Raw genomic sequence first — 13,737 nt, forward strand, 5'->3', positions numbered from 1 at the left:
GCTACAGGGGCGGGACCGGGCTCTACATCTGCGTCGCCATCCCCTCGACATCCATCGCTGCCTGGCGCAACGCCTCGGAGCGGGTCGGGTGCGGGTGGCAGGTCAGGGCGATGTCTTCGGCCGAGGCGGAAAACTCCATGGCCACGCAGTACTCGCCGATCATTTCGCTGACGCTCGGTCCTACTAAATGCACGCCGAGGATTTCATCGGTCTGCGCGTCCGCCAGGACCTTGGCGAAACCTTCGGTCTCGTGGTTGATCTTGGCCCGGCTGTTGGCCGTGAAAGGGAACTTGCCGGCCTTGTAGGCCCGGCCCTCGGCCTTGAGCTGCTCTTCGGTCTTGCCGACGCTGGCCAGCTCCGGTTTGGTGTAGATCACACTGGGGATCAGGTTGTAGTTCACTTCGCCGGCCTTGCCGACGATCTGCTCGATGCAGGCCATGGCCTCGTCCTCGGCCTTGTGGGCGAGCATCGGCCCGGACGTGACGTCGCCAATCACCCACACGCCGGGAGCCTCGGTGCGGTGCTGGCGGTTGGCGAGCATACCGCGCGGGTCAGCGCTCAGGCCGACGTTCTCCAACCCCAGGCCCTGGGTATAAGGCCGGCGCCCGATGGCTACCAGCACGTAGTCGGCTTCCAGCAGCTCCGCGGTGCCGCCCGCTGCCGGCTCGATACTCAACTGCACGCCGTTGGCCGAGGTGCTGGCGCTGCTGACCTTGGTGCCGAGCTTGAAGGCGATCCCCTGCTTGGCCAGGGCCCGTTGCAGGGTCTTGCCGGTTTCGCCATCGACCCCGGGACAGATGCGGTCCAGGTACTCGACCACGGTCACCTGGGCTCCCAGACGCCGCCAGACCGAACCCAGCTCCAGGCCGATCACCCCGGCGCCGATCACCACCAGGTGCCGGGGCACTTCGCCGAGGGACAGCGCGCCGGTGGAGTCGAGGATGCGCCGGTTGTCGATCTCCACCCCGGGCAGTGGCGTCGGCTCGGAGCCGGTGGCGATCACGATGTCCTTCGCCTGCAACCGGGTCTTGCCGCCGGCGCTGTCGGTCACCGTGACCTGGCCCGGGCCGTCGATATGGCCCCAGCCCTTGATCCAGTCGACCTTGTTCTTGCGAAACAGGAACTCGATGCCCTTGGTCAGGCCGGCCACGCTGTCGTCCTTCTGCTTCATCATCTGGGCCAGGTTGAGGCTGGGCTTGACCTCGATGCCCAGTTCGGCGAATTCCTTGCCCATGGCCGCGTCGTATAGCTCCGAGGCGTGCAGCAAAGCCTTGGAGGGCATGCAGCCGACGTTCAGGCAGGTGCCGCCGAGGGTGGCGCGACCTTCGACGCAGGCGGCCTTGAGGCCCAGCTGGCCGGCGCGAATGGCGGCGTTGTAGCCACCGGGACCCCCACCGAGGATGACGACGTCGTAGCTGCTCATGGCTGTTCTCCTGCAATCGGAAAAAGAAGGCTTTAAAGGTAGTCGAGCAAAAAATTATGGCCGTAATATGAGCGCGCAAAACAACCCCGGTCAAGCACGCAATTGCGTCTTCCTACAGAAGAACCGGGGCGGGGGTGTTCAGGTCCACCAGTAGCGCACGAGGTGGAAGAAGATCGGCGCGGCGAAACACACCGAGTCCAGGCGGTCGAGCATGCCGCCGTGGCCTTCGATCATGTGGCCCCAGTCCTTCACCCCGCGGTCGCGCTTGATCGCCGACATGACGATGCCGCCGGCGAAGCCCAGCAGGTTGATCAGCAGGGCGATCAGGAACGACTGCCAGATAGTGAACGGGGTGATCCACCACAGCGCGCCGCCGATCAGCGAGGCCAGCAGGATGCCGCCAACAAAACCTTCCACGGTCTTGGATGGCGACAGCCGCGGGGCGATCTTGCGTTTGCCGAAGAGTTTTCCACAGACGTACTGCAACACGTCCGACATCTGCACCACGATCACCAGGTAGGCGATCAGCAGCAGGTTGCGCCCTTCGTAGCCGGCGATGTCCAGGGTCAGCAGCGCCGGGACGAACGACACGCAGAACACCGCGATCATCAGCCCCCACTGGACCTTGGAGGCACGTTCCAGGAAGTGCGTGCTGTCGCCGCCCAGGGACGCGAGGATCGGCAGCAGCAGGAACACATAGACCGGGATGAAGATCGAGAACAGCCCGTACCAGTCGAAGTAGATCAGCAGGTATTGCACCGGCAGGGCCAGGTAGAACGCCGCCACCAGCGCCGGGTAGTCGCTGCGCCGGGTCGGCATCAGGGTCAGGAACTCGCGCAGGGCGTAGAAGGACACCGCGTAGAACAGCAGGATCACTGCGCTGGTGCCAAGCCAGAAGGCGACGCCGATCACCAGCACCATCACCCACCAGGCGTTGATGCGCGCGTTGAGGTTGTCGATCACCGAGCTCGGCGCGCCACGGCTGCGCAGCTTGAGCAGAAAACCGATCAGCGAGGCCAGCACCAGTACAGCGCCGATCCCGCCGAACAACATCAGGGTTTGCCTATCCATCTCAAGAATGCTCCGGGGCCATGGCCAGCAGCGCTGCGCGGCTGCGTTCGAGGAAGTGCTCTTTGCTTTCGCCGTCCTCGAGGGACAGCGGCGCGCCGAAGCTGGTGGTGCATAACAGCGGCAGGGGCAGGAAACGGCCCTTGGGCATCACGCGGTTGAGGTTGGCGATCCACACTGGAATTACCTGGGCCTGTGGGTAACTTTTCGCCAGGTGGTAGAGGCCGCTCTTGAACGGCAGCAGGCCTTCCTCCTCCAGGTTGCGCGTGCCTTCGGGGAAGATGATCAGCGAATCGCCGTTGGCCAGGGCGTCGAGCATCGGCTGCAAGGGGTTATCCACAGGCTCCTTGCGCTCGCGGTCGATCAGCACGCCATTGAACACGCGGTTGATGATGTAGCGGCGCAGTGGGCGGGTCTGCCAGTAATCGGCGCCGGCCACCGGCCGCGTCACCTTGCGCAGCGCGGGCGGCAGCGAGGCCCAGAGCAGCACGAAGTCGCCATGGCTGCTGTGGTTGGCGAAGTAGATGCGTTGCACCGCCTGCGGCCCGCAGCCGAGCCACAGGCTGCGCGCCCCGGTGATGGTGCGGGCGGCGGAGGTGATGAGGGTGGCGACCAGGGGTTCGAGCATGAGAATTCCTTATCCGGCGATGGCCAGCCAGGGGCTGGCCAGGATGAAGCCCAGTGTCAGCAGTACTTGCGCCGCCAGCAGCCAGGCCTGGCGACGCAACAGGTTGAGGGCGCCCTGGCTGCGTTGTTGCCACGGGCGGCCGCCGGCATTCGCCGGTTGCAGGCCGAGGGCGCTCAGCGCCTGGTCCAGGGCGACGCTGTGCTCGGCCAGCGGCAGCGGGCTGTCCGCCACCCGCTGAAACAGCTCGGCATCGAAGGCCACCCGCAGCGCCCAGTACTTTTGCAGCAAGCCCAGGACCAGCAGGGCGACGCTCAAGACGATGGCCCAGGGGGTGGACACGCCGAGCAACCACTGACCGAAGCCGAGCAGGGCGCCGAGCAGGCTCAGGCCTGTGGATAACAGGTCCAGCGAATGCCCGCGGCGCAACAGGCTGGCCACCGCATGCAGTTCCATATCACAGTGGCCATGGGCGCTCCCCAGGGCTGTGGATAAAGGCTCCAGGGCCCGGCGATGCGCGGGTTGCAGGACGATCTGCGGACGTGCGCGACGGATCTGCACGATGGCCGCATCGACGCTGGCGGCGCGGCCTGTGTACAACAGCCACGCGGCCACGGCAGTGGCGCTGCGCGAATAACCCAGGGCGCAGCAGACCAGCAGCGGCGCGTGTTCGCGCAGGCTTTCGATGGCTTGCGCGGCCTCGCGGCATTGCGCGGTGGTGGGCGCGGTCAGGTCGAGCACCGGCACGCAGCGATAGGCCAGGTGGCGGCCATCCACGGACAGCTCGGCGCACAGGTCGAGCACCGCGCTGAACGGGCTGTCCTGCAGCTCGCCCGGGGTCGGGATGCGCCCCAGCCAGACGTTATCCACAACCTCGTCGGGCTGTGGATGCTGGCGTGTCCACAGCCGGGAATTGATCCAGGCCGCCGCCAGATAAGGCGCCAGCAGCCAGCGCGTGGCGTTGCCCAGGCGGCCGTCCGCGCCCTTCTGGAAACCCTTGGCGTCGAACAGCCCATAGTTCAGCGCAACCAGCAGCAGGGACACCGCCGGCCATAGCAGCCACAGCCAGGCCCCGCCGCAGACGAAGGCCGGGATGGCAAGCGCCGCGGCGCCCACGGCATAGAACAACGCCAGGCGCCAGCGCTGGCGGTCGCGGGCCAGACGCAGGTTGTGCAGCATGCCGGGGCGGTCCAGCGGCCACAGCCAGACGCACAGCCAGCCGGCCAGGGCGCCTGTGGGCACGTCGATAAAGTGGTGTTGATAAGTGGTCAGCACCGACACGCCGATCAGCGCGAACCAGCCGTGCACCAGCCAGCGCCAGGCGCCCTGGACATGCCGCGCGTAGCAGACCCACAGCACCACCAGCAGCGCGATGTGCAGTGACGGCGCCTGATTGAACGGCTTGTCGAAGCCGGCCAGCACGTCGAACAGCCAGCCGAACAGGCCATCCAGTTCCGGGCGCTGGAAGGTGAAACGCAGCGGCCAGAGCAAGAAGCAACTGACGGCGATGACTTGCGCGGTCAGCAGCCGCAGGGCGTGGCGCTTGAGCTCTTCGCGGTTGGTGGGCAACAGCAGGGAAAAGCCGTACAGCAGGTCGATCGACCAGTAGGGCACGATGCTCCAGGCCCAGAACGGCATCTGCCGCTCCCAGTCGAACACCAGGCTGCCGACCTCGGCGCGTTGCGCGGTGACCCAGGTGGCGAAGCCGTAAGTGCCGAAAAACAGTGGCGCCAGCAGCAACAGCCAGAGCACCGCGGGTTTCAGCAGGCCGGGCTCGCGGGTGTATGTCGCGGCGACCGTCATCATTGCACCCGCTGCGCCAGCGACACGCTGAAAATGCCCCACTGATCGACGCGCAGGGTGATCCGGCGGAACCCCGCGGCTTCCACCAGTTGGTCCATCTCGGCTTGGGTCCGGCGACGCATGACCCAGGCCTGGCCCGCGCGGTGGCTGGTCAGGGCGCGGGCGATCAGCTCCAGCTGCGGGTGCCAGGGTTGCCCGGTGTAGACCAGGTAACCGCCAGGCTCCACGGCGGCGGCCAGGCCCGCCAGGGAATCGCTGACCATCTGGTTGTCGGCGAACAGCTCGTACAGACCGGAGACCACCGCCAGCGTCGGTTTGGGCGCCAGGGCCGCGAGATCGTCGCGGTCGAAGGCGTCGGCTTTGACGAAACGGGCAATCTCGCCCAGGCCTTTCTCGGCGATCAACGCGCTGCCGTCGCGCACGTTGATGTCGCTGTAGTCGCGCAGCAGGATCGACTCCGGCAGCGGGCTGACCCCCTGCAAGGCTTCGAGAATGTAGCGCCCGTGGCCGGCGGCGATGTCGACGATGCGCACTTCGCGCTGCTCGGCGCGCAGTTTTTCCATGGCCAGGCGCAGCAGTTCTTCCACATGCAGCTTGCGTTGGCGAATGCCGCGCCAGCCGATGGAGTCCAGGTAGTTGCGGTCGATCATCCGGCCCAGGGCCGAGGTGCCGGTCGCTTGGTTGCGGTACACGTAGTCCAGGGTGCTGCCGGAGTCGAAACCGGTGTCGAAACCCAGTTTGACCCCGGCCGAGAGCTGGCTGCCCAGGCGCATGCTGGCGCGGGTCATGCGCCAGTACAGGTCACGCAGGGAGTTGTGCGGCAGGGGCGCCGCCAGCGCCTCGGACTCGGCGCAAGTCAGGCCCAGGCGGTCGGCGTCGAGCAGGGCCGGGCGGTTCAGCGGTCGCGCGAAGTTCTGCAGGATGAAGCGCCGGGCGCTGGCGACGGCCGGGGCCCGGGCCTTCTCGCCGAGGGTGTCGTGGAAGAAGCCCGGCAGGATGTGTTTTTCCTTGTGCAGGCTGCCCAGGCGCTCGAAGAACTGCTCCTGGGGCCGGCGATGGACGACGAAGTCGGCGCCGGAAATCAGCAACTGGGTCGGCACCTGGATCGCCTGGGCATCGGCCACCACCCGTTCGGCGGCTTCGTACAGGCCCAGCAGCACGTTCACCGAGATCGCCTTGGTGATCAGCGGGTCGCTGTCATAGGAGGCCACGCGCGCCGGGTCGTGGCTGAGGAAGCGCGCCTTGACGTAGCTGTTGACGAAAAAGTTGCCGCGAAAACGCCGCATCAGCGCCAGGCCCGGGCGGGCGAAAGGCACGTAGAGCTTGACCTTGAACGCCGGCGACGCCAGCACCAGGGCGCGGATGCGCGGCGCGTAATCGTGGACCCAGGTGGCGGCAATTACTGCGCCGACGCTTTGGGCCACCACGGCCATGTGTTCTTCGTCGATGCCGTGGCTGGCCCGCAGGTGATCGCAGAAGGTCTGCACGTCGCGCACGCTGGTGGCGAAGCTCGGGCTGTCGCCACGGGCGCCGGGCGACTGGCCGTGGCCGCGGGCATCCCAGGCGAAGAAATCGAAGGCCGGCAGGTCCAGTTCGTCCACCAGATGGGCGATGCGCGCGGAGTGTTCATGGCCGCGGTGGAACAGCAGCACGGCCTGGCGCGGGGCGTCCGAAGGGGCGGCGGTGGCCGGCCAGTGGCGGTAGAACAGCTCGATGCCGTCGTGGGTGGTGAAGGTCTGGTGGAGAGCTTCGCGCATGGCAACTTCCTTATTCCGAGGGGGCGTTTTGCTGGACTTCTTGTCGTTGGGTGTCTTGCTGTTGTACGTCGAGCAGGCCCTGGCGAACCCGGTTGATCAAGGTGTAGACCAACAACGCGGCGACCAGCGCCAGCACGCCGTTGATCCAGGCGGCGCTCAGCCAGCCCAGGGCGATGCCGGTGGCCAGCACGCCGAGCACGAACGCCCGGTCGCTCTTGCCCATGGGCCCGTCGTAGCGGCGCGAGGCGCCGATCATCGGCCCCAGCACGCCGGCGTATTCGCTGAACAGCGCCAGCAGCGTGACCAACAGGACCAGCGGCAGGCTGACGCCGGCAATCAGTGCGAAGGGCAGGATCAGCGCACTGTCGGCAATCACGTCGCACAATTCGTTGAGGTAGGCGCCCAGGCGCGATTGCTGGCCGAATTCCCGGGCCAGCATGCCGTCGATAGCGTTCAGCGCCATGCGCAGGATCATCCACAGCGGGATCAGGATAAACAGCCAGAGGTGGCTGGCGAAGCTGGCGATCAGGGCGCCCACCAGCACCGAAATCACTCCCGCCAGCACGGTGATCTGGTTGGCCGTGGTGCCGTTCTCGTACAGGCGCTGGACCCATGGCCGCAGCAGGTTCTGGAAGCGCGGTTTGAGCTGGTAGATGGAGAGCATGGCTGGACGTTTCCTTGTCACAAAGTGGGCCACGGATTATGGCCCCAGATCTCGCGGGCTGGCATCAGCACAGCAGCGGTTTTCCCTGGGTTTGTGACGCGCCCATGGCAAATAAAGGCATAGGTAAGGGACGAAAATTTCACTACTATCGTTATATCGTAACGATTTGTGACAAATACAGCGGCCTGCTGGAGAGTTATCCACAGGCCGGAATGGGTTAACGACCAGCGTTGGGGTGCTATGCAAGTCGATCTTGAGACTGAAGGGGCGGGGGTCGAAGCCTTGCCGAGGTTTCAGCGGGCGGCCTTTCACGAACGCCGTCTGAAGCGTTGGGGCATCGGGCTGGCGGGGCTGGCCGGGGTGGGGCTGGTGTTGGCGTTTTTCGTCGGCCTGTTTGCCCCGCAATCCTTATGGCCGGCGTTGCTGGTCAATCTGGCCGCGGCCTTGCTGGTGCTGGTCGGCGGCCTGCAGGCGGCGGGCTGGGTCAGTGCCTGGCGCGCGCGCGCGTTGCGGGCGCCGGAGGTGGCGCCGAGCCCGGAGCCGGTTGCGGATGAACCGCTACCCGACGACGGCTGGTACGAGCGGCTGCTGGAGGGCATCAGCCGGCGTTGGTCCAGTTTGTTGGCGCAGATCGGCGCGCCGACCTTGTGGCTGGGCGGTTGGGCCTTGCTGGTGCTGTTGGTGATCGAGCAGGCGTGGAACCTCGGCCTGCCCGCCGCGACCCTGGGCCTTGCGGGCAATGTCGGCGCGGTGCTGGCGCTGTTGCTGGCCTTCGGCTTGCTGGTGTTCGAGCGCCAACTGAGCCAGGAACACCCCGGCGAATGGCCGGAAGCCGCGGCGCTGGCGCAGTTGGCGCGAGTGGCGATCATCAGCCTGGTGCTGGCGGCGCTGTGCCTGTTGTTCAGCAGCGACACGGCGCTCTGGCCCGTGCGCCTGGGCGTGTTGCTCGGCGTGTTGCCGGCCCTTGTGGCCCTGGAGTTCCTGCTGCGCGCGGTGCTGTCGTTGTTCAGCCCGCGTCGCGCGCAACTGGAGCCGCGCATGCTGGCCCACAGCGTGGTCGCCGACCTGTTGCGCTGGCCGCCGCAACCCTTGCTGGCCTTGCAGCACGAATTGCACAACCGCTTCGGCATCGACCTGCGGCAGATCTGGGCCTTCACTTATATGCGCCGCGCGTTCCTGCCGGTGCTGCTGGTGGTGCTCGGGGTGGGCTGGCTGCTCACTGGCCTGCATGAAGTGCCGTTGCAGGGGCGGGGCATCTACGAGCGTTTCGGCAAGCCGGTGGCGGTCTTTGGCCCAGGTTTGCATGCGGGCTTGCCGTGGCCGCTGGGCCGGGTGCTGAGTGTCGAGAACGGCGTGGTGCACGAGTTGGCCACCAGCGTCGGCGAAGCGCCCAATGTGATCGAACCGGCCTCCGCCGAAGGGCCGCCCCCACTGGTGGCCAACCGCTTGTGGGACGCCAGCCATGTCAACGACAAGTCCCAGGTGATTGCCAGCGGCGCTGCCGACAAGCAGAGCTTCCAGATCGTCAATATGGACGTGCGCTTCGTCTATCGCATCGGCCTGAGCGATCAGGCGGCCCTGGCGGCGACTTACAACAGCGCCGACATCCCGATGCTGATCCGCAGCACCGCCAGCCGCATCCTGGTCCACGACTTCGCCTCGCGTACCCTCGACGGCCTGCTGGGCGAAGACCGTACCAACCTGGCCGAGGATATCGGCCGCGCGGTGCAGGCCGACCTGGAGAAACTCGACAGCGGGGTGGAGATCCTCGCCACCGTGGTCGAGGCCATTCACCCGCCGGCCGGCGCCGCCAATGCTTATCACGGCGTCCAGGCCGCGCAGATCGGCGCCCAGGCGCTGATCTCCCGCGAGCGTGGCGCGGCCAGCGAGCAGACCAACCAGGCGCAATTGCAGGCCAGCATCGCCCGCGATCAGGCCCAGGCCACGGCCCATGAAGTGCAGGCCACGGCGCAAGCGGCCGACCTGCGGTTCAGCGCCGAGCAAAAGGCCTATGCCAGCGCCGGCCAGGCATTCGTGCTGGAGCAGTATTTGAGCCAGCTGAGCCAGGGCCTGCGCAACGCCAAGTTGCTGGTGCTCGATCATCGCCTGGGCGGCGCCAACGCACCGACCCTCGACCTGCGTACATTCATTTTGCCGACCGAGCCTTCGGTACCGGGTAACACCGCTCAGCCAGGAGCCATCCATTGAGCCAGTCCCATTCCCACGATCATCAGGATCACGCCGGCCACGATCACGGCCACGGCGGCCATCATCACGGACACCATCATCACCACCACGGCGCGCCGGAAGAGGCGGGGCCGTTTCCCTGGCGGCGCATGGCCTGGGCGCTGTTGCTGGTGTTGTTCGCCGTCGCCGCGGCAAGCCTGGTGCAAGTGCGCTCCGGCGAAGCCACGGTGATTACCCGTTTCGGCAACCCGGCGCGGGTGTTGCTGGAGCCGGGCCTCGGCTGGCGCTGGCCGGCACCGTTCGAGGCGGCGATCCCGGTGGACCTGCGCCTGCGCACCACCTCCAGCGGTTTGCAGGATGTCGGCACCCGCGACGGTCTGCGCATCATCGTCCAGGCCTATGTGGCGTGGCAGGTGCAGGGCGATGCGGACAACGTGAAGCGCTTTATGCGCGCGGTGCAGAACCAGCCGGACGAAGCGGCGCGGCAAATTCGTACCTTTGTCGGCTCGGCCCTGGAAACCACCGCCAGTAGTTTCGACCTGGCCAATCTGGTGAACACCGATGCCAGCAAGGTGCGCATCGCCGACTTCGAAGCCCAATTGCGCAAACAGATCGAACAGCAGTTGTTGAGTACTTATGGTGTGCGCGTGCTGCAAGTCGGCGTGGAACGCCTGACCCTGCCCTCGGTGACCCTGACCGCCACCGTCGACCGCATGCGCGCCGAGCGTGAAACCATCGCCACTGAACGCACGGCCATCGGCAAGCGCGAAGCGGCGCAAATCCGTTCCGCCGCCGAGCGCGATGCGCGCATCGTCCAGGCTGATGCCACGGTGAAAGCCGCGGACATCGAAGCGCAATCGCGGGTGCAGGCGGCGGAGATCTACGGCCGCGCCTACGCCGGTTCGCCGCAGCTGTACAACCTGCTGCGTTCGCTGGACACCTTGGGCACTGTGGTAACCCCAGGCACCAAGCTGATTCTGCGCACCGATGCCGCGCCATTCCGGGTGCTGGTGGACGGGCCGCCGACCCTCGGCAATAAAGCCGCCGGGTCGCAACCATGAGTTTGGTTCCACGTGGAACACATGAACTGGGCAGCCCATGGATTCAGGCCGGTCGCCTGGCGTTTCTCGCCCTGTATGCGGTGACCGTGCTGGCAGCCCTGGCCTGGGCGTTTTCCAATGTGCGGCAGATCGATCCACAGAATCGCGCGGTGGTCCTGCATTTTGGTGCCCTGGATCGCATCCAGAACGCCGGCTTGTTACTGGCCTGGCCGCAGCCGTTCGAACAAGTGGTGCTGTTGCCCGCCGCAGACCGGGTGATCGAACGCCGGGTGGAAAGCCTGTTGCGTTCCGATGCGGCCTTAAAGGGTGACAAGGTGGCCAGTTTCGCCGTACCGCTGAGCGATGCCCTGGCCGGTTCCGGTTATCTGCTGACCGGCGACGCCGGGGTGGTGCAGCTGGATGTGCGGGTGTTCTACAAGGTCACCGAGCCTTATGCCTTTGTATTGCAGGACGAGCATGTGTTGCCGGCGCTGGATCGACTGGTGACCCGCAGTGCCCTGGCCCTGACCGCCGCCCGCGATCTGGACACCATTCTGGTGGCGCGTCCGGAACTGATCGGGGCCGACAACCAGGCCGCCGAGCGTCGCGAACGGCTGCGCGGTGATCTGGTGCAAGGCATCAACCAGCGGCTGGCGGATCTGGCGGCGACCGGGCAGGGGATCGGCATCGAAGTGACTCGGGTCGACGTCCAGTCCAGTTTGCCGGGGCCGGCGGTCAGCGCCTTCAATGCGGTGCTGACCGCCAGCCAGCAGGCCGACAAGGCGGTGGCCAACGCCCGCACCGAAGCCGAAAAGCTCACGCAAACCGCCAACGAACAGGCCGACCGCACCTTGCAGGTGGCGCACGCCCAGGCCGGTGAACGCCTGGCCAAGGCCCAGGCCGATACCGCGACCATCCAGGGTCTGGCCCAGGCGCAACGTAATGGCACCGACCCGGAAATGCTCCTGCGTATCTACCGTGAGCGCTTGCCGAAGATCCTTGGGCAGGCCGGCTCGGTGACCACGGTCAACCCCAAAGACGATTCCCGCCTGATCATTCAGGGAGCCCAACCATGACTGTTCACACCCATGCCGCCGCGCCGGCGAGCATGCTCACCTCTGCCGAACAACGCAGCGCCGCGCGCCAGCTGACCCTGGCCATGCTCGCGTTGGGGCTGCTCGGCCTGGGCCTGGTCTGGCGCTGGCTGGCCCCGGAGCAGACCGGCGTCAGCCAGTTGCTGCTGGGGTTCGCCTCGTTGCTGGTGGCGCTGCCGGTGATGCGTTCGGCCTGGTACAGCCTGCGCTACCCGAGCCTGCATGGCATCACCGACCAGTTGATCGCCCTGGCCATGCTCGGCGCCTGGGCCACGGGCGACCTGCTGACCGCGGCGCTGTTGCCGATCATCATGATCTTCGGCCACGTGCTGGAAGAGCGCAGCGTCATCGGCTCCCAGGAAGCCATTCATGCCCTGGGCCGCTTGACCCGCAGCCATGCGCGACGAGTGCAGGCCGACGGCAGCATTCTGGAAGTGGACAACGCCACGCTCAAGGCCGGCGATATCGTCGAAGTGCGCGCCGGCGACCGGGTGCCCGCCGATGGTTTGGTGCTGTCCGGACAGGCCAGCCTCGACACTGCGCCGATCACTGGCGAGTCGGTGCCGCTGGAGGCCGATGTCGGCATGCAGGTGTTCGGCGGGGCGATCAACCTCGACGGCCTGTTGCGCCTGGAAGTGACCCGCACCGGCCACGAATCGACCCTGGGCAAGGTCATCGCGCTGATGCAAAGCGCCGAGCGTTCCAAGCCGCCGATCACCCGTTTGCTCGAACGTTACGCTGGCAGCTACATGGTGCTGGTGTTGTTGCTGGCGGCGGTGACCTGGTTCATCACCCACGATGCCCAGGCGATGCTCGCGGTGCTGGTGGCGGCCTGTCCCTGTGCCCTGGTGTTGTCCGCGCCGGCCACGGCGATTGCCGGGATCGCCGTGGCGGCGCGGCACGGCATCCTGATTCGCAGCTCGGCGTTCCTCGAGGAACTGGCGGACCTGACCTCGCTGGTGGTGGACAAGACCGGCACCCTGACCTTCGGCACCTTGCGCCTGCAATCGATCGACAGCCCGCGGGAAGATCGCCAGGCCTTGCTGAACCTGGCGGCGAGCCTCGGTTCGGCCAGCAGCCACCCGGTCAGCCGCGCGCTGGCCGGCCTGGTGGCCCAGGAGCATTTCCTGGTGCTGTCGGATATTCGCGAGCGCCAGGGGCTGGGCGTGGTGGCGCAGACCGAACAGGGCGAGGCCGCCCTGGGGCGCCCCGAGTTGTTCGGCCAGCTCGGCATCGCCACCACGGCGGTGCCCGAACATGACGGACCGATTGCCGGGTTGGCGTTGAACGGCGAATTTCTCGCCTGGCTGTTGCTGGCCGACAGCGTCAAGCCGGAAGCGCGTTTTGCCCTCGACGAGCTGCGCGAACTGGGGCTGGGCCGCCAGCTGCTGCTGACCGGCGACCGCCAGAGCGTGGCCGACAGCCTGGCGCGGGATGTCGGCATCGGCGATGTCGAGGCCCAGGCGTTGCCGGAAGACAAACTCAAGCGCGTGCTGGGGGAAATCGACAGCGGTTTCCGGCCGATGGTGGTGGGCGACGGGATCAACGATTCCCTGGCGCTCAAGGCTGGCGTGGTCGGCGTGGCCATGGGCGCGGGCGGGGCGGACATTGCCCTGGCGTCGGCCGATATCGTGCTGATCGGCAGCGACCTGCGGCGCCTCGGCACCTGTGTGCGCCTGAGCCGCCAGTGCCGCCAGACCCTGCAGGTCAATGTGATCATCGGCCTGGGCTGGACCCTGGCCATCGTCGCCTTTGCCGCGTTCGGCTGGCTTGGCGCGGCGGGGGCGATGATCGCGGCGCTGCTGCATAACCTCAGCACCTTGCTGGTGCTGGGCAATGCCGGGCGCTTGCTGCGTTTCCAGGAGCCGTTGTTGAAGCTGTAGGGGCGGGCTTGAAGAGTCGGTTGGAAAGCGCGGGTTTGAGCGTCTGGAGCTAGAATTAAACTAGGTCGAACTGTGCGCCCGCTTGGCGGTCATCTGTGAAGAGGACCCAGCTTCCGGGACGGTCGGCTGGCTGTTCAGCAGGGATTGTGGCACTGCCGGCACTGATGAATTTCAGCTATCAGATCGATAGCCT

General features: G+C 66.7%; 9 protein-coding genes and 1 pseudogene. 4 read left to right on the forward strand and 6 right to left on the reverse strand.

The window, feature by feature from the left end; genetic code table 11:
* Positions 1-22: 22 nt before the first annotated feature.
* From lpdA to BMY68_RS15085, 6 genes and pseudogenes are all read right to left on the reverse strand, one after another.
* Positions 23-1,423, reverse strand: coding sequence for a dihydrolipoyl dehydrogenase (gene lpdA / locus BMY68_RS15060; RefSeq protein ID WP_085532693.1), 1,401 nt, complete (start codon positions 1,421-1,423; stop codon positions 23-25).
* A gap of 138 nt (positions 1,424-1,561) precedes the next feature.
* A complete protein-coding gene (locus BMY68_RS15065) occupies positions 1,562-2,494 on the reverse strand; it encodes a phosphatidate cytidylyltransferase (protein WP_009041426.1) in 933 nt (310 codons plus the stop codon).
* Between the two features lies 1 nt (position 2,495).
* Entirely contained in the window at positions 2,496-3,119 is a 624-nt protein-coding gene (locus tag BMY68_RS15070; protein ID WP_062824171.1) for a lysophospholipid acyltransferase family protein, read from the reverse strand.
* Between the two features lie 459 nt (positions 3,120-3,578).
* A pseudogene (locus tag BMY68_RS15075) lies at positions 3,579-4,919 on the reverse strand (phosphatase PAP2/dual specificity phosphatase family protein); the annotation flags it as partial.
* Positions 4,919-6,676, reverse strand: a complete 1,758-nt coding sequence (locus BMY68_RS15080; protein ID WP_085532695.1) for a bifunctional alpha/beta hydrolase/class I SAM-dependent methyltransferase — start codon at positions 6,674-6,676, stop codon at positions 4,919-4,921. The gene BMY68_RS15080 and the pseudogene BMY68_RS15075, both read right to left, overlap by 1 nt.
* Positions 6,677-6,686: 10 nt before the next feature.
* The gene (locus BMY68_RS15085; RefSeq protein ID WP_053263172.1) at positions 6,687-7,340 is read right to left on the reverse strand and encodes a CDP-alcohol phosphatidyltransferase family protein; all 654 of its coding nucleotides are present in this window, start codon (positions 7,338-7,340) and stop codon (positions 6,687-6,689) included.
* A gap of 240 nt (positions 7,341-7,580) precedes the next feature.
* On the opposite strand from BMY68_RS15085, the gene BMY68_RS15090 reads away from it, so the two are divergent.
* The 4 genes from BMY68_RS15090 to BMY68_RS15105 are packed head-to-tail and all read left to right on the forward strand — an operon-like array spanning position 7,581 to position 13,544.
* Positions 7,581-9,548, forward strand: coding sequence for a protease modulator HflK (locus BMY68_RS15090; protein ID WP_085532697.1), 1,968 nt, complete (start codon positions 7,581-7,583; stop codon positions 9,546-9,548).
* The gene (locus tag BMY68_RS15095) at positions 9,545-10,588 is read left to right on the forward strand and encodes a protease modulator HflC (RefSeq protein WP_007927627.1); all 1,044 of its coding nucleotides are present in this window, start codon (positions 9,545-9,547) and stop codon (positions 10,586-10,588) included. The genes BMY68_RS15090 and BMY68_RS15095 overlap by 4 nt, the downstream gene beginning before the upstream one ends.
* Positions 10,585-11,643, forward strand: coding sequence for a protease modulator HflK (locus tag BMY68_RS15100; RefSeq protein WP_085532699.1), 1,059 nt, complete (start codon positions 10,585-10,587; stop codon positions 11,641-11,643). The genes BMY68_RS15095 and BMY68_RS15100 overlap by 4 nt, the downstream gene beginning before the upstream one ends.
* Positions 11,640-13,544, forward strand: a complete 1,905-nt coding sequence (locus tag BMY68_RS15105) for a cation-translocating P-type ATPase (protein WP_085532701.1) — start codon at positions 11,640-11,642, stop codon at positions 13,542-13,544. The genes BMY68_RS15100 and BMY68_RS15105 overlap by 4 nt, the downstream gene beginning before the upstream one ends.
* The last annotated feature ends 193 nt before the right edge of the window (positions 13,545-13,737 follow it).

The sequence above is a fragment of the Pseudomonas sp. NFACC41-3 genome (assembly GCF_900109505.1).
GTDB lineage: Bacteria > Pseudomonadota > Gammaproteobacteria > Pseudomonadales > Pseudomonadaceae > Aquipseudomonas > Aquipseudomonas chlororaphis.